The sequence below is a fragment of the Nocardia sp. NPDC056564 genome (assembly GCF_042793755.1).
In the GTDB taxonomy this organism is placed as follows: Bacteria; Actinomycetota; Actinomycetes; order Mycobacteriales; family Mycobacteriaceae; genus Nocardia.
The window spans coordinates 165314-189879 of the sequence record NZ_JBHTUR010000013.1 but is presented as its reverse complement, the minus strand read 5'-3'; the positions used below and the strand labels follow the sequence as shown (position 1 = coordinate 189879).

Sequence of the window (24566 nt, the reverse complement as noted above, 5' to 3'; positions counted from 1 at the left end):
CCAGGGCGCCGTGCCGGGCGGACCGGCCCGATGGGGCGGCGCGCCGGGCCATCCGAGGCACTGGCTGGACACCTGACCAGGCCCGGTTGACCCGCCTGGTCGCAACCACCCGCTCCGGGTGAGGGGCCGCTGCCGCTAATGTCGTTGCTATGGCTCAGCCCGACGCAGCGTCCGGTGACGCGACACCACTCGGTGTATGGCCCGGCACCGCTTACCCGCTCGGCGCGACATACGACGGGGCTGGCACCAACTTCTCGGTGTTCTCCGAGGTTGCCGACGCCGTCGAGTTGTGCCTCATCGACCGGGACGGCACCGAATCCCGGGTGCCGCTCGACGAGGTCGACGGATACGTGTGGCATGCCTACCTGCCCGCGGTCGGACCCGGTCAGCGCTACGGATTCCGGGTGCACGGTCCCTACGACCCGGACCACGGATTACGTTGCGACCCGAGCAAACTGCTGCTCGATCCGTACGGCAAGGCGTTCGACGGCGAATTCGACAACGACCCGTCGCTGTACACGCACGGCCTGGACTCGCTCGGCCACACCATGGCCGGCGTGGTGATCAACCCCTACTTCGACTGGGGCACCGACCGCGCGCCGAACCGCCCGTACCACGAGACGGTGATCTACGAGGCGCACGTCAAGGGCATGACCGCGACCCACCCCGACGTCCCGGAAGAGTTGCGCGGCACCTATTCCGGCATCGCGCATCCGGCGATCATCGAACACCTGAAAGGCCTTGGCGTCACCGCGATCGAGCTGATGCCGGTGCACCAGTTCCTGCACGACAGCGTGCTGCTCGATCAGGGCCTGCGAAACTACTGGGGCTACAACAGCTTCGGCTACCTCGCCCCGCACAACGAGTACGCCGCGATCAAACGCGCCGACTCCGCGGTGACCGAGTTCAAGGCGATGGTGCGCGCATTGCACGCCGAGGACATCGAGGTGATCCTCGATGTGGTCTACAACCACACCGCCGAGGGCAACCATCTCGGGCCGACCATCGGCTTCCGCGGCATCGACAACGCCGCCTACTACCGCGTGCTCGACGAAGACCCGTCGCGCTACATGGATTACACCGGCACCGGCAACAGCCTGAACGTGCGGCACCCGCACACCCTGCAGCTGATCATGGACTCGCTGCGCTACTGGGTGCTGGACATGCACGTCGACGGCTTCCGCTTCGATCTGGCCGCCACGCTGGCCCGCGAGCTGCACGACGTGGACCGGCTGTCCACGTTCTTCGATCTGGTGCAACAGGATCCGGTGGTCAGCCAGGTCAAGCTGATCGCGGAGCCGTGGGACGTCGGCGAGGGCGGATACCAGGTCGGCAACTTCCCGGGCCTGTGGACCGAGTGGAACGGCAAGTACCGCGACACGGTGCGCGACTACTGGCGCGGCGAGCCGGCCACCCTCGGCGAGTTCGCTTCCCGGCTCACCGGCTCCTCGGACCTGTACGAGGCCACCGGCCGCAGGCCGAGCGCGAGCATCAACTTCATCACCGCGCACGACGGATTCACCCTGCGGGATCTGGTGTCCTACAACGAGAAACACAACGAGGCCAACGGCGAGGACAACCGCGACGGCGAAAGCTGGAACCGGTCCTGGAACTGCGGGGTCGAGGGCGACACCGACGATCCGCACATCCTCGCGCTGCGGGCCAGGCAGAGCCGCAACCTGCTGGCCACGCTGGTGCTCAGCCAGGGCGTGCCGATGCTCGCGCACGGCGACGAGATGGGCCGCACCCAGCACGGCAACAACAACGTCTACTGCCAGGACTCCCCGCTGGCCTGGATGGATTGGTCACTGATGCAGAAGAATTCGGACCTGCTCGAATTCACCCGCAACGTGATCGCGTTGCGCACCGAGCACCCGGTCTTCCGGCGCCGCCGATTCCTCGACGGCAGGCCGGTGCGCTCGAAGGACCGCGCGCGCGACATCGCCTGGCTCACCCCGGAGGGCGCGGAGATGACCACCGCGGACTGGGACAGCGGCTTCGGCAAGTCGCTCACGGTCTTCCTGAACGGCAAGGGCATCCACGAACCGGACCCGCGCGGCCAGCGGATCACCGACGACTCGTTCCTGCTGTGCTTCAACGCGCACGACGAGGCCATGGACTTCACCCTGCCCGACTCCGGCTACGGAACTCGGTGGGAGGTCGCGCTCGACTGCTCGACGCCGACCGGGCTGACCGACGCGAGCTACCCGGCGGCGGCCACCCTGCCGGTCGAATCCCGTTGTCTGCTGGTCCTCCGGCACGCCGGATGACCGGAACGTCCATGCCCACACCGGAACCCACCGAGACGCACGTGACCGATCCCCTCTCGATGCGCCGCATCCCGGCCAGGCCGACCACGGTCCGCAGCACCTACCGGCTCCAGCTGCGACCGGACGCGCTGACCTTCAGCGATGCCAGGACCATCGCGGAATACCTGCAGCAGCTGGGCATTTCGCACCTGTACCTGTCGCCGATCCTCACCGCGGCGCACGGTTCGACGCACGGCTACGACGTCACCGACCCCACCACGGTGTCGGCCGCGCTCGGCGGACCCGCGGGCCTCAAGGCGCTGTCCGACGAAGTGCGCAGCCGCGGCATGGGTTTGATCGTCGACCTGGTGCCCAACCACGTCGGCGTGGCCGATCCGCGGCAGAACGCGTGGTGGTGGGATGTGCTGCGCAACGGCCGCGAGTCCGCGTACGCGCACTACTTCGACATCGACTGGAGCTCGGCCAACGGCGCGGGCGGCCGCCTGGCCCTGCCGGTGTTGCAGAGCGAGAACGACCCGGCCGCGCTGACGGTCGACCGGTCCGGCTCCGAACCGATGCTGGCCCTGCACGATCTGCGCTTCCCCATCGCCCAGGGCACCGACGGCGACAACGCGCTGCGCATCCACGACAAGCAGCACTACCGCCTGGTCAGCTGGAAGGCAGGCGTGTGCACCTACCGCCGGTTCTTCGCCGTGAGCAGCCTCGCCGCGATCCGCCAGGAGGACAAGGAGGTCTTCGAGGCCACCCACCGCGAGCTCGCCGCCTGGTGCGAGCACGACCTGATCGACGGCGTGCGCATCGACCACCCGGACGGATTGTCCTATCCCGCCGCCTATCTCGCGCGGGTGCGCAGGCTGATCGGCCCGAACCGGCTGCTGCTGGTGGAGAAAATCCTGGCCAATCGGGAGCCCCTGGACTCGACCCTGCCGGTCGACGGCACCACCGGCTACGACGCGCTCGCCGACCTCGGCGGCGTGCTCATCGACCCGGACGGCGAACAGGCGCTGACCGAGCTGTCCAAGCAGATCGCCGGGCACGGCAGCGACCGCTCCTGGATCGGCGAGACCGAGCACCGGATCAAGCGCGCCGTCGCGGAAAGCATTCTGGCGCCGGAGGTTCGGCGGCTCGTCGCGGCGATCAAGCGGGACGCCGGTGCCGAGAGTTTCGACACCATGGCGATGACCAACGCCACCATCGAGGTGCTCGCCTTCATGCCGGTGTACCGGGCCGACTACGCGCCGCTGGCCGGCATGGTCGCCGCCGTCATCGCCGAGGTGGAGAAGCGCAACAGCGAGCTCACCGCGCCGCTGGCGGTGCTGGTGGCCGCGCTCGCCACGGACGGCGAGGCGGCGGTGCGGTTCAGCCAGGTCTGCGGCGCGGTCACCGCGAAGGCGGTGGAGGACACCATGTTCTACCAGGCCGCCCGGCTGGTCTCGCTGCAAGAGGTCGGCGGCAATCCGGCCCGGTTCGCCCACTCGCTCAACGAATTCCACCTGTCCAACAGCGAGCGCGCGCAGCGCTGGCCCGCCACCATGACCACGCTGTCCACCCACGACACCAAGCGCGGCGAGGACGTACGCGCCCGCATCGGCGTGCTCTCCCAGGCCGCCGACACCTGGGCGCAGAGCGTCGAGTCGTGGGAGGAGTCGACCCCGGGACCGGACGGCGCGACCACACTGTTCTTGTTGCAGAACATGTTCGGCGTCTGGCCCGCCGACGGCCGCCCGGCCGCCTCGGTGCCCGGCCTGCGCGAGCGGCTGCACAAGTTCGCGGAGAAGTCGATTCGCGAGGCGGGCACCAAATCCTCCTGGGAGGAGCCCGATGCCGAGTTCGAGACCGCCGTGCACACCTGGATCGACGCGGTGATCGACGGCCCGGTCGGCTCCGAACTCGGCGACCTGGTGCACGAGCTGGCCCCGCACGCGTGGTCGGACGCGTTGTCGCAGAAGCTGCTTCAGCTCTGCGGCCCCGGCATCCCGGACATCTACCAGGGCTGCGAGCTGTGGGAGGACTCGCTCGTCGACCCGGACAACCGGCGTCCGGTGGACTTCGCGTTCCGCACCGGCATGCTGCAATCCCTCACCGGCACACCGGCACTGGACACCACCGGGGCGGCGAAGATGTGGATCGTCGCGTACGCGCTGTGGTTGCGCCGGGAGCGCCCCGACTGCTTCGTCGGCGGCACCTACCTGCCGCTGTTCGCCATCGGCGAGCAGGCGAGCAGGCTGGTGTCCTACGCCAGGGGCCGCGTCGGTGCGGCGCCCGAGGTGATCGTCGCGGCCACCAGGCACAGCGTCGAGCTCGCTGAAACCGGGTGGGGCGACACGACTCTCGACCTGCCGCAGGGGACCTGGACGGACCGGTTAACCGGCCACACCTTCCAGGGCCGGGCGCGGCTGGAGAAGCTCTTCGGCCGGCTGCCCGTCGCACTGCTGGTGCGCTGAGACCGGGCTGACCTTCTCCAGCAGCTCCTCCGGGAACATCCCGCCGAACCGGGCGCGCCAGCGGCGCAGGTTCGGCGGGCAGTAGTCGCCGTTCTCGTTGACCACCGAGGCCAGCCGGACGCCCTGCTCGTGCCCGTTGGCCAGGCGCCGCCAGGAGTCGAGGTAGAACCGTGGACTGCGCGGATGCCGCAGGGTGCGTACCACATTCAGGATGCGGTAGCCCAGGCCGAGCGACGGATGCGGCCGCATGTGCCGATCCGCGTCCACGGCCCGGCAGCCCTTGGACAGCTCCTCGAGCCGGTCCCGATCGAAGGCGAGGCCGACCGATTCCGCCTCGCGCACCATCCAGCGCAGCGTGATGTCGGAGAGCCCGCATTCGGCATAGCCGCCGCCGATATCGCTGTGCACACCCTCGAACCACACCTGCTTGACCCGCTGGAATCCCCTGCGGTACTTCACATTCGGCTCGACCGGCACCTCCCAGAGGCACGGCTCGAAGTTGCGCCGCCGCTCGTCGATGGCCAGCGCCTGCCGCGCACAGTGCACGCTCGGGGCGAGCTTGACGTTGTGGAACCGGTAGCGCAGCGAGGTCAACCCCGGCACGCCGAGCGCGCCGACGGTGTCGAAGACGCCGAGGAAGTTGATGATCGGCGCCGTCCGGTGGCAGTTGTTCTTGCGGAAGTCCACCCACTCCTGCGGAGTCGTCCCGTTCTTCGGCGCCACCTGCTGGTGGATCTTCAGCGCCTCCGGGTACTTGCCGTTGATCATGGCCTCGGGGGTCAGGATCCCGATGCGGTCGATCAGGCCGGCGAGGCTGCGCGCGGTGAACGCGCCGCGGCTGAACCCGAAGATGTAGATCTCGTCGCCCGGCTGCCAATTCAGCGCCAGGTGCCAGTACGCGGAGGACAGGTTCGCCTCCAGGCCGAGCCCGAACGCGCCACCGAGCAGCCGATCGGACAGGAAGCCGCGGGCGCCGGGCCCCGATACGTAGGTGACCCACTGCGGGATCGTCTCACCCAGCGGACCCGCCGCGTCGTAGCGGATGGTCTGCGCGATTTTGATGATATTGGAGACCGTGGTGCTCGACTCCGCTTTCCACGTGCCGTCACAACATACGACCAGGCGTTTCATGGACCAAATCCTCCCGCCGGATTCCTGATGAAACCCGCGTACTCGACTACTCGAATCATCGAGCGCGCGGTGAACGGCGTTAATGAACAACGCCTGTTTCAATCAGGTAGGCCGTTTCCGGCCGGGCCGGGCGGGAGAGATTCCGCCGCTCAGAGCCAGGTGGGATCGCCGAAGACCGCCCCGGAATCGTCGACCTCGGGGGATTTGTAATCGACGTAAGCGTATTGCCGGAGAGTAACCGGGCCGGTGCACGAATTCACCTTGATGTGAAAATCGCGGAAGCTGAGCTGGATCAACTTGCCGGGGATCATGTCCTTCTCCGCAATGGCCACCTCGCCGACCTCGCCCGGGGCGAGATTCAGGGTGGCGACCGGGTTCGGATTGACGCTGGGCTGCTGACCGATAACCAGGTCGGGCGTCGCGCCGAGGGTACCCGCGCCGATCGTGACCGCGCAGCCGACGTGGTATCCGATCCGGAGCTTGCCCGCCGAGGCACCCTCGACCCAGCCGTAGCCGATCGAACTGACCAGCGCCTCCCTGGTGGTGCCCATGAAGTTCAACGGCGGGATCCGGTAGATGTACTCCTCCCGGCTGCCGATGACGAACTTCTTCGCGCCGTCCCCCGGCGGGACGAAGGACTTCTCGTGCGGGGGCATGCTGATCACCTCGGCGGTCGCCGTCGGCGCGAGGGCAGCAACGGACGCGCAGGTCACGGCGACGCCCGCCAATGCCTGGACGGTCCTTTTCACATTCGACCCCATAGCCCCAGACCTTAGTAGCCGATCGCTATATCATCCGCGTACGACACGGCATAACCGGCATGCGCTCACCGACCGCTGATCGGCCGTCCAGCTGACCGATACGGTGTGCACATGCTCCAGGGAAGACAAGCCGAACAAGCACACATCGATCGGCTTCTCGCTGCGGCACGCGACGGGCGCAGCAGCGCGCTGGTGCTGCGCGGCGAACCCGGGATCGGCAAGACGGCGCTGCTGGATTACGCGGCCGCCCAGGGCATTCCGACGGTGCGCAGCGCGGGCATCGAATCCGAGGCCGAATTGCCGTTCGCCGGCCTGCATCTGCTGGTTCGTCCGGGCATCGCGCTGCTGGACACCCTGCCCGACCGCCAGCGCGACGCGCTGCGCGGCGCTTTCGGTCTGGCGCAACCGGATCCGGGCGATCGGCTGCTGATCGGCCTGGCCGTGCTGTCCCTGCTGGCCGAGGAGGCGACCGACGGGCCGCTGCTCTGCCTCATCGATGACGCGCACTGGCTCGATCGCGCGACCGCGGAGGCGCTGTTGTTCGCGGCGCGCAGGCTGGACGCGGAGGGGGTCGTGATGCTCTTCGCGACCCGCCAGGGTGTGGACGTCTTCCCCGCGCCGGGCCTGCCCGAGCTGATCGTGACCGGGCTGCCACCGGAGGCGGCCGCCGCCCTGGTGGACAGTCGCGACCCCGACCTCTCGCCGGTGCTGCGTTATCGGCTGCTCAGCGAGGCGGGCGGCAATCCGCTGGCCTTGCGCGAGCTGCCCGCGGTGCTCGCGGCGGAATCGCCTGGGGCGGGGGCGAATCCGCTGCCGTTGACGCAGCGGCTCCAGGTCGCGTTCCACGGTCAGGCGAGCAGGCTGCCCGCGCCGACCCGGCTGCTGTTGCTGATCGCCGCCGCCGCGAGCAATGCCGAACTCGCCACGGTGCTGCGGGCGGGCGCCGCGCTGGGCGCGCGGCTGTCCGACCTGGCGCCGGCCGAGGACGCCGGTCTCGTGCACAGCGACGGCCGGACGCTGACCTTCCGTCATCCGCTGGTGCGTTCGGCGGTCTATCAGGGCGCGCCGCTGACGCAGCGCCTCACCGTCCACCGCGCGCTCGCCGAGGCGCTGACCGCGGACGAGGACGCCGACCTGCGCGCCTGGCATCTGGCCTCGGCGGCGACGGGTCCGGAGGAAACCACGGCCGCCGCGCTGGAGCACACCGCCGATCGCGCGCGCCGACGCAGCGGTCATCACGGTGCGGTCGCCGCCTACGAGCGCGCGGCCGGGCTGAGCACCGACCCTGCGGCCCGGGTGCGCAGGCTGGTGCTCGCCGCCGAGACCGCGGGCGAGACGGGATTGCCCGACCTGGCCGGGCAGCTCGCCGAACGCGCCGCCGCCCAGACGACCGATCAGCTGGTGCTGGCACGCCTGGACCTCGTCCGCGGCGTCGCGGAATTCGGTGCGGGCAAGCCACTTTCGGCGCACCGCCGGCTACTCGACGCGGCCGCGGCGGTGCGCGCGGCCGAGCCGCCGCGGGCCGCGCGCATCCTCGCCCAGGCGCTGCACACGGCGTGGTATCTCGGTGCGCCGGAGCTGGCGGAGGTGGTCGATTCGCTGGCCACGCTCGCCCTGCCGGACGGCGAACCGCTCGCGCCCATCGCGCGCTATCTGGTCGCGGCCGCCGACGGGCGGTTCACCGTAGACCTGCGCGCGGCGGCGACCGCGGCACGGAACGCGGGTGCGGACAGCCCGCGAGACCTGGTGCAGATGTGCGGCATGGGGCTGGTCGTCGGGCAGGACGACCAGGTCGCCGAGCTGGCCGGCCAGCTGATCGCCGAATGCCGCGAGCAGGGCCGGATCGCGCTGCTGCCGACGCTGCTGTTCTTCCGCGCCGAGGCCGAGGCGTTCCTCGGCAGGCCGGGTGAGGGCCGGGTCGCCGCGACCGAGGGGCTACGGATCGCGACCGACCTCGGGCACGGGCAGTGGATCAGTCAGCTGTCGGCCTACCTCGCGTATCTGGCCGCGCTGGAGGGCCGGGCCGACGACTGCCGGGAACTGGTCGGCCGCGCGCTCGCCGAGGAGTTCGGCGGGGAAACCGCGGCCGGCGCGCCGTGGACGCACCTCGCCCTCGGCCTGCTGGAGCTGGGCCTCGGCAAGGTGGACAGCGCGTTGGCCCGGTTGACCGCGCTCACCGTCGAACCCGCACGTCATCACGTGGCCGGGCGGCGTGCGCTCCCCGAGCTGATCGAGGCGGCGGTGCGGCTCGGCGATCCGGCCCGCGCGCACGACGCGCTGGACCGGCTGACCGAATGGGCCGAGGTCTCGCAGCAGGAATGGGTCGTGGCACTGGCCGCCCGCGGCCGAGCACTGATCGATGACGCTAACGCCGACCAGCACTATCGCGCGGCGCTACGCGCCGGCGGCCGACCGTTCGAACAGGCGAGAACCCAACTGCTGTACGGCGAATGGTTACGCCGCAGCCGGCGCAAGGCGGATGCGCGAACTCAGCTGCAGCCCGCGCTGGAAACCTTCGAACGACTCGACGCCGGCCCGTGGGCACACCGAACTCGCACCGAACTCGCGGCACTCGGCGTCGGCACCGCCGCCCGCCCGGCGCAGGGTGTGCTGGCGGCGTTGACCCCGCAGGAACTGCAGATCGTTCGATTGGCCGCGCAGGGCATGTCCAATCGGGACATCGCCGCGCAGTTGTTCCTCAGTCCACGCACGGTCGGCCACCACCTGTACAAGGCGTATCCGAAGCTGGGCGTGCTGTCGCGCGGTGAACTCGCGGATCTCCCGCTCGACCCGGACTAGGCGGCGCGGTCGGCCGAGCGCCGCGCGACGGCCACGCCGACCAGCCAGCGCGCCGCCCCGACAGCCGCGGCGATCAGCACCGCAGCCTGCGGCGATCCGGTGATCAGCGCGAGGATCAGGCAGGTCACCAGCGCGGCGGCCAGCGCCTCGAGCTTGTACAGCGGCCACGCGCTCCCGGCGATCTCAATGGTCGCGGAGCGGGCCGACGGGTGAACAACTGCCATCTAGTAAGGATATACGGACGAGGAAGTTCGGTCTACCGAACTTTGGTGTCGCCGGGAACACAGTCGAATGCCCAGGCGTTGCCTGGTTCATGCCATTGACAGGAGAATACGAACCGAGTACATCCGACTGGGCTCGCAAGCAGGCCGAGACGTACGAGCAGTCCGGCGGCGAGACCGGTACCACGCTGCAGGGAAAGCCGGTCATCCTGCTGACCACCAAGGGCGCGAAGTCGGGCAAGCTGCGCAAGACCCCGCTGATGCGGGTTGAGCACAACGGCGAATACGCGGTGGTCGCCTCGCTGGGCGGCGCACCGAAGCATCCCGTCTGGTACTACAACATCAAGGCCGAACCGCACGTCGAACTGCGCGACGGCACGGTGAACAAGGACTACACCGCCCGCGAGGTCACCGGCGAGGAGCGGCAGCTGTGGTGGGACCGGGCCGCCGAGGTCTGGCCGGATTACAACGAGTACACGAAGAAGACGGACCGGGTCATTCCCGTCTTCGTCCTGACTCCGCAGAACTGAGCCACGCGTCGGATCATCCGACGCACCGACAGCTAATTCTGTGCAGCACCGCCACCCGCCGCAGCGGCCCGACGCGGCGGGTGGCAGCATATTTCGGGTGTCCAATCCGCTTGATGTCCTCGACGCACTGTCCAATTCTCGTCCCGCGCTGAGCGCGGACGAGATCGACGCTGCTGCCAAGCGAATTGCCGAGATTATCGAGCCGACTCCGCTGCAGCGCAGCGAGCGGCTCTCGCGGCTCACCGGAGCGAACGTCTACTTGAAGCGGGAGGACCTGTCCGCGGTCCGCTCGTACAAGCTGCGCGGCGCCTACAACCTGGTGATGCAGCTGACCGCGAGCGAACGCGCCGCCGGCGTGGTCGCGGCCAGCGCGGGCAACCACGCGCAGGGCGTCGCGTTCGCCTGCCACGCGATGGGCATCAAGTGCCGCATCTACGTCCCGACCACCACGCCCAAGCAGAAGCGCGACCGGATCCGGGTGCACGGCGGCGAATACGTGCAGCTGATCGCGGTCGGCGAGACCTACGATGCCGCCGCGGCGGCCGCAGGCGACGACGTCGAACGCACCGGCGCGACCATGGTGCCGCCGTTCGACGACGTGCGCACCGCGGCCGGTCAGGGCACCATCGCGCCGGAGATCCTGGAGCAGCTCGGCACCTCGCCCGACCTGGTCGTGGTGCCGGTGGGCGGCGGCGGCTGCCTGGCCGGCGTCGGCACCTACCTGCGCGACCGGTCGCCGCACACCTCGATCCTCGGCGTGGAACCGGCCGGCGCGGCCTCGATGACCGCGGCACTGGTGGCCGGCGGACCGGTGACCCTGCCGGAGATCGACCCGTTCGTGGACGGTGCCGCGGTGCGCCGGATCGGTGTGGTGCCGTTCGCGGCGATCGCCGGATTCGGCGGCCGGGTGGTCTCGCACGCCTCGCTGCCGTTACTGACCACCACCGAATCCCCCACCGGGACAAGCTCTTTCCGGATGATGCAGGTCGACGAGGGCGCGATCTGCACGACCATGCTCGACCTGTACCAGAACGAGGGCATCATCGCCGAACCCGCGGGCGCGCTGGCGGTGACGGCGCTCAGCGAGCTGGCGGTGGAGCCGGGGTCGACGGTGGTGTGCCTGGTCTCCGGCGGCAACAACGATGTGTCGCGCTACGGCGAGATCATCGAACGCTCGCTGGTGCACCGGGGCCTGAAACACTATTTCCTGGTGGACTTTCCGCAGGAGCCGGGCGCGCTGCGGCGCTTCCTGGACGAGGTGCTCGGGCCGGACGACGACATCACCATGTTCGAGTACGTCAAGCGCAACAACCGCGAAACCGGTTCGGCGCTGGTCGGTATCGAGCTCGGCGCCCCGGATGGGTTGGGCGCGTTGCTGGAACGGATGGCCGAGTCGCCGATCCAGTGCGAACGCCTGGAGCCGGGCTCGCCGGCCTACCGCTATCTGACCTGATCTACGCGGCCGCCTCGCGCGTCTCCGCCATGGGGATGCGCCGGGTGGCGCGCAGGCAGTTCAGCAGCATCGGCAGCATCCAGAACGCCGCGGACATGTCGTAGGACATCTGGCCGACCGAGAGCCGGTTGTGCACGAAGCCGACCGAAAGGCCGAGGCGCGGTTCGGCCCAGCCGAAGGAACCGCCGAGACCGATGTGGCCGAATCCGGCGTGCGCGCCCGGCATCGGCAGCGAGTGGTAGCCGAGCCGCCAGAGCATGGGCGTGTAGAACAGGGCGTGGTCGAGGCGGTAGGTCTGAATCCGCCTGATCGCCTTGATGGTTCGCTGACTGAGATACTGACGGCCGTCGGCCGTGCCGTTATCGGCGAGCGCGCCGTACATGGTGGCGAGCGCGGGCGCGGTGCAGACACCGTTGCCCGCGCCGAGCTCGGTGTTCAGGATCGGTGGCTGCTCGCCGGCCAGGATGGATTCCAGTCCGGGCAGGAACAGGCAGCGGGTGGCCGCGCCCAACGCGCCGGGGATTCGATGGCTGCGGCCCAATATCATTGCGCTGACCGGCTTTCCGATCAGGCTCAGTTGGGAGCCTGCCAGCGGCGCGTAGCTGGTCGGGGCGTCCGGTGGCGGTGCGCCGAGGTGGATGCCGTCGATGCCGAGCGGGTCGGCGACCTCGGAGCGGAACAACTCGCCCATGCCGCGGCCGGTGACCGCGCGGGCCAGACCGGCCATCAGCCAGCCGAAGGTGAGCGCGTGATAGGCCGGAACGCCCAGCAGGCGATCGGGTTTCGCGGCGGCCAGGCGCTGTTCCATCAGCTCGTGGTCGAGCACGTCGTCCAGGCCGGTGGCCAGCGGCGCGAGGGCGGACAGGCCTGCGCTGTGCGTCATCGCTTGGCGCACGGTGATTTTCGCCTTGCCGTTGGCGGCGAACTCCGGCCAGTACTCCGCGACCGGTGCGCTGTAGTCGATCAGCCCGCGGTCGGCGAGGCGATGGATGACGGTGGCGGTGATGCCCTTCGTCGCGGAGAAGATGATCGACCCGGTATCCCGCGTCCACGGGGTGCTGCCGCCGGACCCGGTCCAGATGTCGAGCAGCGGCTCACCGTGCAGGTGCACCGAGAGCGCGCCGCCCGCGCCGCGGCGGTGTCCGAAGGTCCTGGCGAAAGCGCGCACCAGTGGGGCGAATTCGGCGGCGGCGTGGCCACCCATCCCGGTCGGGATCGCCGCTGGATCCCCGGAAGCGTCGTTGCTCATCTTTCTACGGTAATGGCGGCGGTGACACCGGGCAATGGATCTGTCTCGGACAGTATTGTCTCGTGACTTCCCCGCAACCGGGGCGTCCTCAGTGGTCGGCGAGGATCGCGAACGAGTACGCGGGCAGCGTCGTCGCCGACGGCCCCAGGGTCGGCGGCTCCCAGGACAGCAGCGAAATTCCGGTGACCGGCACGGTGACCTGGTCTTCGGACAGGTTGCACACCAGCTTCAGCGCGCCGCGGTGCACGACGATCCAACGCGCGCTCTCGTCGTAGTCGACCGAGATGTGACTCAGCCACGGGTCGGTGAGCTCGGGCCGCTCGCGGCGCAGCGCGAGCAGCTTCCGGTAGCAGGAATGTAGCCGGATGTGGCGGGATTGTTCGAGTTCGGCCCAGTTCAGCTTCGAGCGCAGGAACGTCCGCGGGTCCTGCGGGTTCGGCACCTCGTCGGTGCTCCAGCCGTGTTCGGCGAATTCGGCCTTGCGACCGTCCGCGGTGGCGGCCGCGATCACCGGGTCGGTGTGCGAGGTGAAGAACAGGAACGGCGTGTTCGCGCCCCACTCCTCCCCCATGAACAGCATCGGCGTGTACGGCGAGCACAGCACCAGTGCGGCCTTGATCGCCAGTTGGCCGTCGGTGAGATTGGCACTGGGTCGGTCGCCGATGGCGCGGTTGCCGATCTGATCGTGGTTGCAGGTGTAGGCGAGCAGGGAGCTGGCCGGGAGCACCGCGGTATCGATCGGACGGCCGTGGGTGCGCCCGCGGAAGCTGGAAAACGTTGCGGCGTGGAAGAATCCGTGCGTCAGGGTGTAGGCCAGGCAGCGCAGCGAGCCGAAATCGGCGTAGTAGCCCTGGCGTTCGCCGGAGACCGCGGTGTGGATCGCGTGGTGCACGTCGTCGTTCCACTGACCGGTCAGTCCGTAGCCGCCCGCGGCGCGCGGGGTGATCAACGTCGGGTCGTTGAGGTCGCTCTCCGCGATCAGGGTGAGCGGCCTGCGCACGTGCGCGGCGAGACGCGTTGTCTCGGTGGCGAGTTCGGCGAGTACATGGTTCGCGGTGCGGTCGACCAGCGCGTGCACGGCGTCGATCCGGAGGGCGTCGATGTGGAAATCGCGCAGCCAGCGCAGGGCGTTGCCGATGATGTGCCCGCGCACCTCGTCGGAGTCGGGGCCGTCCAGGTTCAGGCTCTGTCCCCAGGTGTTGCGCCCCTCGGTGAGATAGGGCGCGAAGCGCGGGAGATAGTTGCCGGAGGGGCCGAGGTGGTTGTAGACGACGTCCAACGCGACCGCCAGCCCGCGTGCGTGACAGGCGTCGACGAACCGCTGCAATCCGTCCGGGCCGCCGTACGGTTCGTGCACCGCGTACCAGAGCACCCCGTCGTAACCCCAGTTGTGCGTGCCGTCGAAGGCGTTCACCGGCATCAACTCGACGACGGTGACGCCGAGATCGACCAGATAGTCGAGTCGTTCGATCGCCGAGTCGAATGTCCCGTCCGGGGTGAAGGTGCCGACGTGCAGCTCGTAGAACACCGCGCCGGCCAACGGCCGCCCGGTCCACGCCGAGTCCGTCCACGCCGACCGGTCGAGGCTGTGCACCGCGGACCGCTCGTGGACGCCGTCCGGTTGCCGGGCGGACCGCGGATCCGGCAGCACCTTCGGATCGTCGTCGAGCAGGAACCCGTAGCGCGCCCCGTCGGCGGCGGCCACCTCGGCCTGCCACCACCCGCCCCCGGACCGCCCCATCGGATGGACGACACCGTCCACGTCCACTCGCACCTGCTCCACCCGCGGCGCCCACACCTCGAACAAGGTCACCTCGCCAGCATTCCACGGGTCGGGTCCCGCCGCCCCGCAACCCGTTCCCCCGTCGCCCGCCGAGGTGCCCGACCCGCGCGCGCCTACTTCCCACGGGACCACGCGTACCGCGATGATGTGTGCGACTCGATGTCACGAGGAGGTCTGACGATGCGGTCGGTGACCAGGCAGGCAATGACGGTGTCGCGGGCGGTGCTGGGGCTGTCGCTGGCCGTGGCGCTCAGCGGCTGTGGGGCCGACGGCTCGAACGGGGTCGAGTCGAGCAGCGCCGCGCAGCAGCGCCCGAGTGCCTCGGCGACCGCGACCGGCGGTGCCTCGACCCCGCCGATCACGAGCGCGGAATCGGCGGACCCGACCACGGTCCAGTCCGCCGGTTCCACCTACACGGTCCGGAAGGTGGAGGTGCCCAACGGCGTCGGCACCTCCGACGTCGCGGCGTCGCTGGAATTGTCCGGCGGCGATCCGCGGGTGGCCGAGGTGTTCAATCGCGGGGTGCGGACGTACATCCAGCGACAGCTGGACGCGGTCGGTCACAGCGACGACCCGCGACCTCACTCCGTCCACTCCACGGGCAGGATCTCCGTCACCGACAGCACGATCAGCGAGGTCATCTCCGGTCTGATCAGCTACCAGGGCGAGGCCCATCCGTTCAAGATCCTCGCCACCATCACCACCGACAGCCACGCCGCCGCGCCCGTCCTGCTCGGCGACCTGTTCACCGATCGCCAGGCAGGCATCGCCGAATTGTCCGTGGCCGCAATCGAAGCGACCAAGCAGGTCCATCCTCAGCTAGCCGACAGTCCCACCATCACCACCGCGCTACAGCCGACGGAAAAGAACTTCGCCAACTGGGTCCCCACCCGCACCGGCATTCAGATCTACATCGACACCGGCCTCTACGTCTACGGCTACCCCTGCGTGGAGGTGTCCTGGTCTCGGCTGCGCCCCGCGCTCGGCCCGATCATGCGGACGGTCGCGGAGAAGGCGCCCGACGCACCTCCGGCAGCCTGCGCCGGGCTATAGGGCGCAGTTCCCGATCGCACCGCCCGCCAGTGCGCCGGGCGCGACGAGAGCGGCAACTTCTGTGCCGGTCAGCGAACCGGGGTATCGCGTCGCCGCCGCGGTCGCGCGCATCCTGAATTCACCAGCGCTGGTTGGTAATTCGGCACACAGCGAGGAGGAGACGCGCAATGATCGCAAGCACCCGGACCATCATGGCGGCGACAGGCGGGGGGATGGCCGTACTCGCGGCCGGGGTGTTGTTGGCGCCCACCGCGGCGGCAACCTCGGTCACCACGGTGGAAGTGACCCGCGGAACCGTCGCGGTCGGCTGCCCCGTCACCCTGACCTCACACTCTGTCCCGGCTCCCACCACCGGCTGGGCGACCTACTTCTACGACAATGGCACCGAGATCGGCATCGGCCCCGCCCACGGCCCGGGTGGCGACCGGTCCGTGACGTGGACCCCGGCTACCGCCGGCACCCACGAGATCAAGGCCATCGCCTGGATGAGCCGCATAGACGGCGGAAAGTCGATCGGCACGACAACTGTGAAAGTAACGAACGACCCGTGTCCCGAGAAGGGGGCGCGATAGACCCGGTAGGCGGTGGAGCCGGACCCGTGTGCGGCCGTCCGACCCGGAGGCACCGTTTCGGCGTGCGATCCCGGTCGGCTCGTTCGGGGATGACCGCGCGGTGAGCCGCTGGTCAGCCACGACAGCATCGGACGCGGCCGGCGCAATCGGGCAATCGGGGCGAGGTGCCCGCGCTCGGTGGCGCCGCGCGGTCGGTGCTGGGAGAGTGGCCTGGTGGGCTTCTATGGAGATCGAATCGTGCCGCGGATCGTCGATGTGGCATGTGGGATGCGGTTCAACGAGCCGCTGCGGGAGCGGGTGTGCTCCGGGGTGCGCGGGCGGGTCGTGGAGATCGGTTTCGGGTCCGGGTTGAATGTGCCTTTCTATCCGGAGACGGTGGATTCGGTCAGCGCGGTCGAGCCTGCCGATCTCGGGTGGAGGCTGGCGGGCGAACGCGTGGCCGCGTCGAAGGTGCCGGTCGAGCGGGCCGGGCTGGACGGACAGTCCCTCCCCTTCGCGGACAACACCTTCGACTCCGCGATATCGACCTGGACCCTGTGCACCATCCCGGACGTGACCACCGCGCTTGCCGAGGTCCGCCGAGTGCTCGCCCCTGGCGGAACCCTGCACTTCGTCGAGCACGGCCTCGCCCCCGACCGCAAGGTCCAGGTGTGGCAGAACCGCCTGAACCCGATCCAGAAGACCCTCTGCGGCGGCTGCCACCTGAACCGCGATATTCGCGCCCTGCTGACCACCTCCGGCTTCGAAATCCAAGACATCGACGTCTTCTACGCCGAAGACGCCCCCCGCTTCCTCGCCGCCCAATCTCTCGGCATTGCCGTCTCCCCCTAGCCGCATCACGCGCTGCTGGACCGCGATCACCTCACACGTTGTTCCGCAGCATTGCTGTTCGCGCCACGACACCGACGAACTCCATGCATCGCCCGGAGACCAACACGCAACTAAGGGCATGTGCGCCTTGACATCAGATCACGGAATCGCAAGCGCAAGCTTCAAGGCAGCGTTCATGGCCATCACGGTGCCCGGACTGACCGTCCCCAGCAAAGCGCCGAGGTCGGCGCGATCGACCTGCTCGAGACAATCGGTGACAATGTGGCCGACAAGGGGGTCGGTCGGGGTGAGACCGACCCACGTCGGCAGCATCCCGTGTTTGTCGGTGGTAGTAATTCGCGCTACGAGCACGTCGGACAGCAGCCGATTGCGCCGATTGTTCGATACAACCACCCAGGGCTTCAAACCGTAACCGACGTCGACGCGGTAGATCTGCCCACGGACCGGCGCGGAATTCGTCATTCGCTATCACCACCGTTCGCCCGCCGCGCGTTTCGTCGGCGACGGAATTCACGGGCTTCGTCCTCGTCATGCACCTCGTGCCAGATTTCGGCGACCTGTGCGTAGCCCTGCTCCAGCGCCTCATCGATCAGTACCTGCGCGCCGATCGACATCAGGACTCGGATGACAGTCGCTTCGGAGGCATCGGCAGTCAGGGAGTACCCGAGGTGAGCGGCGAGGGTTTCGAACAGCACCCACTCGGCTCCCGTTCGATCACTGAGCGTCGCCAGGGTGCGTTCCTCCCGCTCAGTGAGGGTTAATGTGGTCCTTCTGGTCATGCATCAGATCTTACATCGATATAGATGCGCTATCAAGCATCAGGTAGTGATGCGGCTGATCGCATCACATTGTTTTGAAACGACCTGTTCAAAACTGTGTTACCGTCTTTCGCATGGCACGACCGAGGCAGTTCGACGAGGAGCGGGCAGTGGACGCCGCGATGCGCGCGTTCTGGGCCGCGGGCTACGAGGCGACCTCGACCCAGGATCTGTGCGATGCCACCGGACTGGGCCGCAGCAGCATCTACAACACCTTCGCCAGCAAGCACGACCTGTTCGAGCGCGCACTGCGCCGGTACATGACCACGAAGAACGCCACCACCTTCGCCCTGCTGGACGGCGACGAATCCGCGCCGGCCAAGATGCGCGCCCTCCTGCAACAGGTCGTCGACGCCCCGGACGACGACCCGCTCGGCTGCCTGGTCGTGAACTCGATCATCGAACTCGCACCCCGCGACCCGGAAGTCGCCGCGACACTGCGTGACGACCAGGAACTGCGACTCGCGGCCCTGACCGAAGTACTCGAAAGCGGCAGGCGCGCAGGCGAAATCGACAAGGCCAAGAATGCCCGCGAGCTGGCGCACTTCATCAACGCCACCATCGGCGGAATGCGCGTGGCCGCCCGCGGCGGCGCAGGCCGCGACGCGCTGCAAGCCATCGCCGCGACCGCACTGAACGCCCTCTGACCGAATCCCCCACGCCCACAGTCCCTCTGCACGCTCCAGTTTTGAACTGAATGATCTAAAACCAGAGAGGTACCCGATGCCGTTCGCCGTCTACATCCTGGGCCTATCCATCTTCGCCCAGGGCACCTCGGAGATGATGCTCTCCGGCCTGCTCACCGAGCTCGCCACCGATCTCGGCGTCACCATTCCCCGAGCCGGACTGCTGATCTCGGCCTTCGCCATCGGCATGCTGATCGGCGCGCCGATCCTCGCCGTCACCACCCTGCGCCTCCCCCGCCGCAGCGCCCTGCTCGCCTTCCTCGCGGTCTTCGTCGGCGCGCACGTCGTCGGCGCGCTGACCTCGGACTACTGGGTGCTGTTCGGGACGAGGGTGGTCGGCGCGTTCGTCTACGCCGGCTTCTGGTCGGTCGCGGCCACCACCGCCATCGGCCTGGTCCCTGCGAACGCGCGCGGCAAGGCGATGAGCATCGTCGCCGGCGGCCTCACCATCGCCACCGTCATCGGCCTGCCCGCGGGCACCGTGATCGGCCAGCACCTCGGCTGGCGCGCCGCGTTCTGGGCCGTCGCGATCATGTCCGTGCTGGCCATGATCGGCGTGCTCGCCAAGATCCCGGCCGACCGCGCGGAAATCCGGCCGGACCTCCGAAAAGAACTGCGCAGCATCGCCGATCCCCGCCTGTGGCTCGCCTACGGCACCACCGCGCTGTCCACCGCCGCGCTGATGGTCACCTTCGCCTACCTCGGCGCCCTGCTGTCGAAAACGACCGGCCTGGCCGACGGCTGGATCCCGATCGTGCTGGTGGTCTACGGGCTCGGCAGCTTCCTCGGCATCGTGGTCGGCGGCCGCACCGCCGACGCCCGCCCGATCCGCACCCTGTACGTCGGCTTCACCGGCGTGATCATCACGTCGATCCTGCTCGCGCTCACCGCCGAACATGCCGCACCGGTCGTCGCGCTCACCTTCCTGCTCGGCGCCTTCGGTTTCGGCACCAACCCCACCCTCAACAGCCGAGTCTTCAACCTGGCCGCCGACGGCCCCACCCTCGCCCCGGCGTTCAACGTCTCCTCGTTCAACATCGGCATCACCCTCGGGCCCTGGCTCGGCGGCCTGGCCATCGGCGCGGGCCTCGGCTACGCGTCGGTCGCCTGGATCGGCGCCGCCATCGGCCTGGCCGCCCTCGGCACGGTCACCTGGGAGCAACTCCTGAACCGCCGCCCCGCCACCACGTCGGAGCTCGGCAAACAGCCCGAACTCGTGCACTGAGCACAATCAGAAAATCTCCGGCGGGGCGACCCCGCCGGAGATTTTCGCGTCGAACGGCCCACCCGCAGGATGTTCCCGGAAGCACCGCCCGCCGGCCCACCGGCTCGCATACTGAAACCGGAAGCGTGCCTTGTGGAAAAGGGGTCAGCGCGAAGCTGGCTGGGCATTGCCCGTGCAGGTTCGAATCCTGTCGCTTCCGCCGACAGCGGACCCGGCGGCGATCAGACCGCCAGGCATCCGGGACCGAGCAGCGCCTTCAGGTCACCCATCAGCGCCGACGACGGCGTAACCCGCAGGCTGTCGTCGAGTTTCAGCAGCGTCGTCTTCTCCCTGGCGCCCACGTGCCGGATGTGCACGTCGGCGGTGCCGGGATGCCGGGACAGGATGCGCTTGAACTCGCCGATCTTGTCGGGCGTGCACATCCGGGTCGACATCACCACCGCGAGCGGCTTGGCCACACCGATGGACGAGAGGTCCGGCACCGCGAGGTCGTTGGCGATCAACGAGATCCGGTCGTCGCGTACCGAGACGCGCGCCTTGACCAGCACCACCGCGTCCTCGACCACGTCCATCCCGTACACCGAGTAGGCCTGCGGGAAGAACAGCACCTCGATGCCACCGGCCAGGTCCTCCAGCTGCGCCGACGCCCAGGCCAGGCCGTTCTTGTTGATCCGCCGGTTCACCGACGCGAGAATGCCGCCGACGGTCACCTGGGTGCCGTCCTTGATGTCGCCTTCGAGGATCGCCGGGATCTGCGTATCCGCCTGCGCCGCAAGCACATGCTCGACGCCGTTGAGCGGATGGCCGGACACGTACAGGCCGAGCATCTCCCGCTCGAGCGCCAGCTTGTGCTTGGACTCCCACTCGTCGTCGGGCACCTTCACGTTGAACACCGACGACACCGACTCGTCCGCGTCCACCCCGCCGAACAGGTCGAACTGCCCGATCGCCTCGGCCTTCTTGGTCGACATCACCGCGTCGATGGCGTCGGAGTGGATCAGCATCAGGCCCTTGCGCGGGTGCCCCAGCGAGTCGAATCCGCCTGCCTTGATGAGGGATTCGGTGACCTTCTTGGTGCAGGCGACCGCGTCGATCTTGTTCAGATAGTCGGAGAAGTCGGTGAACTTCGACTTCTCCTTGCGCGCGGCGATGATCGAGGACACCACGTTCGCGCCGACGTTGCGCACCGCGCCGAGCCCGAACCGGATGTCCTTGCCGACCGAGGCGAAGTTCAGCTCGGACTCGTTGACGTCCGGCGGCAGCACGGTGATGCCGAGGCGGCGGCAGTCCGACAGGTAGACCGCGGCCTTGTCCTTGTCGTCACCGACGGAGGTGAGCAGCCCGGCCATGTATTCGCCCGGGTAGTTGGCCTTGAGGTAGGCGGTCCAGAACGAGACCAGGCCGTAGCCCGCGGCGTGCGACTTGTTGAACGCGTAACCGGCGAACGGAAGGATGGTGTCCCACAGGGCTTTCACCGCGGCCTCGGAGAACCCGTTGGCGGTCATGCCCGCGTGGAAGCCCTTGTACTCGGCCTCCAGCACCTCGAGCTTCTTCTTACCCATGGCCTTGCGCAGCGCGTCGGCCTTACCCATGGAGTAGGAGGCGACCTTCTGCGCGATGAACATGATCTGCTCTTGGTAGACGATCAGGCCGTAGGTCTCCGAGAGGATGTCCTTGAGCGGTTCCTCGAGCTCGGGGTGGATCGGGCTGATCGGCTGCCGGTTGTTCTTGCGGTCGGCGTAGTCGTTGTGCGCGTTCATGCCCATCGGGCCGGGGCGGTACAGCGCGAGCACCGCGACGATGTCGTTGAAGCCGGTCGGCTGCATGCGGCGCAGCAGGTCGCGCATCGGACCACCGTCGAGCTGGAACACGCCGAGCGTGTCACCGCGGGACAGCAATTCGTAGGTGGCCTTGTCGTCCAGCGGCAGCGTGTCCAGGTCGAGATCGATGCCGCGGTTGGCCTTGATGTTCTCCATCGCGTCACCGATGACGGTGAGGTTGCGCAGGCCGAGGAAGTCCATCTTCAGCAGGCCGATGGCCTCGCACGACGGGTAGTCCCAGCCGGTGATGATGGCGCCGTCCTGGGCGCGCTTCCAGACCGGGATGGTGTCGGTGAGCGGCTCGGAGGACATGATCACCGCGCAGGCGTGCACGCCCGCGTTGCGGATCAGGCCCTCGAGGCCGCGGGCGGTCTCGTAGATCTTGGCGACATCGGGGTTGCTGCTGATGAGTTCGCGGACCTCGGCGGCCTCCTTGTACCGCTCGTGGTCCGGGTCGGTGATGCCAGCGACCGAGATGTCCTTGGCCATGATCGGCGGCGGCAGCGCCTTGGAGATCTGGTCGGCGATGGCGAAACCGGGCTGACCGAACAGCACGCGCGCCGAGTCCTTGATCGCGGCCTTGGTCTTGATGGTGCCGAAGGTGATCACCTGGGCGACCCGGTCGCTGCCCCACTTCTCGGTGGCGTAGCGGACCATCTCACCGCGGCGGCGATCGTCGAAGTCGATATCGATATCGGGGGCGGACGGGCGTTCCGGGTTCAGGAACCGCTCGAACAGCAGGCCGTGCGGAATCGGGTCGATGTTGGTGATGCCGAGCGCGTAGGCGACCAGCGAACCGGCCGCCGAACCACGGCCGGGGCCGACCCGGATGCCGACCTCCTTCGCGTGCGACACGAGGTCGCCGACGACGAGGAAGTAGGCCGGGAAGCCCTTCTGCTTGATGACGTCGAGCTCGAAGTAGGCGCGGGTGTAGTACTCCTCCGGCACCCCGTCCGGGAACCGGCGGGCCAGGCCGCGGTCGACCTCCTTGCGCAGGAAGGAGTTCTGGTCGTCGCCCTCGGGCACCGGGAACACCGGCATCCGGTCCTTGAAGGCCCACACGTCGTCGTAGGACTGCACGCGTTCGCCGATGAGCACGGTGTTGTCGCAGGCGCCGGGCACCTCGGCGTCCCAGAGCGCGCGCATCTCCTCGGCGGACTTGAGGTAGTAGCCGTCACCGTCGAACTTGAAGCGGGTCGGGTCGGACAGCGTCTTGCCGGTCTGAATGCACAGCAGCGCTTCGTGATTGGTCGACTGGTCCTTGGTGACGTAATGGCAGTCGTTGGTCGCGATCGGCGGAATGCCGAGCTTCTTGCCGATCTCGAGCAGGCCCTCGCGGACCCGGCGTTCGATGGACAGCCCGTGGTCCATGATCTCCAGGAAGAAGTTGTCCTTCCCGAAGATCTCCTGCCACTTGGCCGCGGCCTCCAGCGCCTCGCGGTCGTGGCCGAGGCGCAATCGCGTCTGCACCTCGCCCGATGGGCAGCCGGTGGTCGCGATGATGCCCTCGGCGTACTGCGCGATGATCTCTTCGTCCATGCGCGCCCATTTGCCGAGCTGGCCCTCCAGCGACGCCAGCGAGGACAGCTTGAACAGGTTGCGCAGCCCGGTCGCGTTCTCCGCGACCATCGTCATGTGGGTGTAGGCGCCGGAGCCGGAGACGTCGTCGCCCTTCTGGCTCGGATCGCCCCACTGCACACGCTTGGTGTCGAACCGGGACGCGGGCGCGATGTAGGCCTCGATGCCGATGATCGGTTTGATGCCGGCCTTCTTCGCCGAGTTGTAGAACTCGGAGGCGCCGTACATGTTGCCGTGGTCGGTCATCCCCACCGCGTCCATCCCCAAGCGTTTCGCCTCGGCGAACAGGGGCGAAATCTTAGCCGCACCGTCGAGCATGGAGTACTCGGTGTGGTTGTGCAGGTGAACGAACGATCCGGACGAGGCGGCCAAGACGGTCCTTCCTCCCAAGGTCTCGACGGGGGTTGGCCTAGCGATTCTAGGCACGTCGGTACGACATTTTTTCCGAGGCGCGCGGCGCGCAACGAGACGTCCCAGGAGGCCCCGGCGTGTCGGTGTCGAAGATCACCGGCGCGTCTGGCGAGTCGCCCTGGAGATGTCTGATTTCCGCGAGTGACGTCGGTCGCGGGACCGGTTGACCCTACTCTGGCGCGCTCGCGCCAGTTACGGCAGTCGGCCGCGACACACACGGCCGAATTTTCTTCCGCCAGACGACGTTCACACCGGGCCGATCGCGCGGGCGGCCTGCGGCGGTGCCCCCGGAATCGAGGGCATCGAATCGGGGACAGCACCGCGCGGAAGGGGCATAGTCGGGGCATACGACAGACCCGAGTACCGAAACCCGCCGAGGTGTTCGATGAATTCGCTCAAGGCACTGTTCGCGATTCCCGCAGTACCCGCCGTCGCCGTGGCCGCCATGGTCGCCACCTCGGCGCCCGCCGCGGCCCAGATCGTGGACCAGTTCGACAGTTTCTATTCACTCACCGATGGACTCTGCGTCGCGCAGGTCAGCTCCGCCGTGACCAGCAACGCCTATCCGGAGCACGCGGCGTTCAGCGTGGCGACCACCATGTTCGGCGTGGGTGGCTGCACCCTGGCACTCACGCTGAACTGGCGCAATATCGAGACCGGCGAGACCGGCGCGTTCACCGTGACCGCGCACGGACCCGGATACTGGGGCAACAGCGGCTATTCCGCGCTGTTCCACCCTGGCATCGGCAAATTCACCGGCACCATGACCGTCGGCGCGGCCCACATCCCCGAGCCGGGCACGGTCGAATTCCGGGTGGACCCCTATCAGGGATGAGCCGGACGCACCCGTGCGGTGCGTGGTGAATCCGCCGGCGATTCGGCCGCCGGCGCGATAATCGGCGGATGAATGCGCTGTCGCCCTACCGGTTTC

The 24566-nt window shown here is 68.5% G+C and carries 19 protein-coding genes and 1 tRNA gene; 12 read left to right on the top strand and 8 right to left on the bottom strand.

Annotation, left to right across the window (positions count from 1 at the left end):
* Positions 1-149: 149 nt before the first annotated feature.
* Entirely contained in the window at positions 150-2270 is a 2121-nt protein-coding gene (glgX, locus tag ACFQ9K_RS29070; protein WP_378716065.1) for a glycogen debranching protein GlgX, read from the top strand.
* A 59-nt stretch (positions 2271-2329) separates the two neighbouring features.
* Complete coding sequence (treY, locus tag ACFQ9K_RS29065; RefSeq protein ID WP_378716233.1) at positions 2330-4714, top strand: malto-oligosyltrehalose synthase; 2385 nt, start codon at positions 2330-2332, stop codon at positions 4712-4714.
* On the opposite strand, the gene ACFQ9K_RS29060 is transcribed toward treY, so the two are convergent.
* Both ACFQ9K_RS29060 and ACFQ9K_RS29055 read right to left on the bottom strand, forming a co-directional pair.
* A complete protein-coding gene (locus ACFQ9K_RS29060) occupies positions 4634-5845 on the bottom strand; it encodes a DUF2235 domain-containing protein (RefSeq protein ID WP_378716064.1) in 1212 nt (403 codons plus the stop codon). The genes treY and ACFQ9K_RS29060 overlap by 81 nt on opposite strands.
* A 149-nt stretch (positions 5846-5994) precedes the next feature.
* On the bottom strand, positions 5995-6594 hold the full coding sequence (locus ACFQ9K_RS29055; protein ID WP_378716061.1) for an MspA family porin: 600 nt from the start codon (positions 6592-6594) through the stop codon (positions 5995-5997).
* A gap of 123 nt (positions 6595-6717) precedes the next feature.
* Here ACFQ9K_RS29055 and ACFQ9K_RS29050 point away from each other — a divergent pair, with 123 nt between their 5' ends.
* On the top strand, positions 6718-9405 hold the full coding sequence (locus tag ACFQ9K_RS29050) for an AAA family ATPase (RefSeq protein ID WP_378716059.1): 2688 nt from the start codon (positions 6718-6720) through the stop codon (positions 9403-9405).
* On the opposite strand, the gene ACFQ9K_RS29045 is transcribed toward ACFQ9K_RS29050, so the two are convergent.
* Positions 9402-9629, bottom strand: a complete 228-nt coding sequence (locus ACFQ9K_RS29045; RefSeq protein ID WP_378716057.1) for a hypothetical protein — start codon at positions 9627-9629, stop codon at positions 9402-9404. The genes ACFQ9K_RS29050 and ACFQ9K_RS29045 overlap by 4 nt on opposite strands.
* Positions 9630-9718: 89 nt before the next feature.
* Between ACFQ9K_RS29045 and ACFQ9K_RS29040 the strand changes: the two genes are divergently transcribed.
* Both ACFQ9K_RS29040 and ilvA read left to right on the top strand, forming a co-directional pair.
* Entirely contained in the window at positions 9719-10156 is a 438-nt protein-coding gene (locus ACFQ9K_RS29040; RefSeq protein ID WP_378716056.1) for a nitroreductase family deazaflavin-dependent oxidoreductase, read from the top strand.
* Between the two features lie 97 nt (positions 10157-10253).
* The gene (ilvA, locus tag ACFQ9K_RS29035) at positions 10254-11609 is read left to right on the top strand and encodes a threonine ammonia-lyase IlvA (RefSeq protein WP_378716053.1); all 1356 of its coding nucleotides are present in this window, start codon (positions 10254-10256) and stop codon (positions 11607-11609) included.
* A 1-nt stretch (position 11610) separates the two neighbouring features.
* Here ilvA and ACFQ9K_RS29030 read toward each other — a convergent pair whose 3' ends face one another.
* Together ACFQ9K_RS29030 and treZ are read right to left on the bottom strand one after the other, a co-directional pair.
* Complete coding sequence (locus ACFQ9K_RS29030; RefSeq protein WP_378716051.1) at positions 11611-12858, bottom strand: serine hydrolase domain-containing protein; 1248 nt, start codon at positions 12856-12858, stop codon at positions 11611-11613.
* Between the two features lie 88 nt (positions 12859-12946).
* Entirely contained in the window at positions 12947-14671 is a 1725-nt protein-coding gene (treZ, locus tag ACFQ9K_RS29025) for a malto-oligosyltrehalose trehalohydrolase (RefSeq protein WP_378716048.1), read from the bottom strand.
* A gap of 159 nt (positions 14672-14830) precedes the next feature.
* On the opposite strand from treZ, the gene ACFQ9K_RS29020 reads away from it, so the two are divergent.
* The 3 genes from ACFQ9K_RS29020 to ACFQ9K_RS29010 all read left to right on the top strand — a co-directional run bounded on the left by ACFQ9K_RS29020 (position 14831) and on the right by ACFQ9K_RS29010 (position 17097).
* Positions 14831-15694, top strand: a complete 864-nt coding sequence (locus tag ACFQ9K_RS29020; RefSeq protein ID WP_378716046.1) for a hypothetical protein — start codon at positions 14831-14833, stop codon at positions 15692-15694.
* 167 nt (positions 15695-15861) lie between these two features.
* The gene (locus tag ACFQ9K_RS29015) at positions 15862-16266 is read left to right on the top strand and encodes a hypothetical protein (RefSeq protein WP_378716045.1); all 405 of its coding nucleotides are present in this window, start codon (positions 15862-15864) and stop codon (positions 16264-16266) included.
* A gap of 213 nt (positions 16267-16479) precedes the next feature.
* Complete coding sequence (locus ACFQ9K_RS29010) at positions 16480-17097, top strand: class I SAM-dependent methyltransferase (protein ID WP_378716043.1); 618 nt, start codon at positions 16480-16482, stop codon at positions 17095-17097.
* A gap of 138 nt (positions 17098-17235) precedes the next feature.
* Here ACFQ9K_RS29010 and ACFQ9K_RS29005 read toward each other — a convergent pair whose 3' ends face one another.
* Entirely contained in the window at positions 17236-17559 is a 324-nt protein-coding gene (locus ACFQ9K_RS29005) for a type II toxin-antitoxin system PemK/MazF family toxin (protein ID WP_378716041.1), read from the bottom strand.
* Positions 17556-17876 (bottom strand): hypothetical protein, encoded by a 321-nt coding sequence (locus ACFQ9K_RS29000; protein ID WP_378716039.1) that lies wholly within the window; start codon positions 17874-17876, stop codon positions 17556-17558. Before ACFQ9K_RS29000 ends, ACFQ9K_RS29005 begins: the two co-directional genes overlap by 4 nt.
* Positions 17877-17989: 113 nt before the next feature.
* On the opposite strand from ACFQ9K_RS29000, the gene ACFQ9K_RS28995 reads away from it, so the two are divergent.
* The 3 genes from ACFQ9K_RS28995 (at position 17990) to ACFQ9K_RS28985 (ending at position 20025) form a co-directional block, all read left to right on the top strand.
* Complete coding sequence (locus ACFQ9K_RS28995) at positions 17990-18562, top strand: TetR/AcrR family transcriptional regulator (RefSeq protein ID WP_378716038.1); 573 nt, start codon at positions 17990-17992, stop codon at positions 18560-18562.
* A 76-nt stretch (positions 18563-18638) separates the two neighbouring features.
* The gene (locus ACFQ9K_RS28990; RefSeq protein WP_378716036.1) at positions 18639-19826 is read left to right on the top strand and encodes a Cmx/CmrA family chloramphenicol efflux MFS transporter; all 1188 of its coding nucleotides are present in this window, start codon (positions 18639-18641) and stop codon (positions 19824-19826) included.
* A gap of 119 nt (positions 19827-19945) precedes the next feature.
* Positions 19946-20025 (top strand) — tRNA-Ser (locus ACFQ9K_RS28985).
* Between the two features lie 22 nt (positions 20026-20047).
* On the opposite strand, the gene dnaE is transcribed toward ACFQ9K_RS28985, so the two are convergent.
* The gene (gene dnaE, locus ACFQ9K_RS28980; RefSeq protein WP_378724707.1) at positions 20048-23596 is read right to left on the bottom strand and encodes a DNA polymerase III subunit alpha; all 3549 of its coding nucleotides are present in this window, start codon (positions 23594-23596) and stop codon (positions 20048-20050) included.
* A 424-nt stretch (positions 23597-24020) separates the two neighbouring features.
* On the opposite strand from dnaE, the gene ACFQ9K_RS28975 reads away from it, so the two are divergent.
* A complete protein-coding gene (locus ACFQ9K_RS28975) occupies positions 24021-24470 on the top strand; it encodes a hypothetical protein (protein ID WP_378724709.1) in 450 nt (149 codons plus the stop codon).
* The last annotated feature ends 96 nt before the right edge of the window (positions 24471-24566 follow it).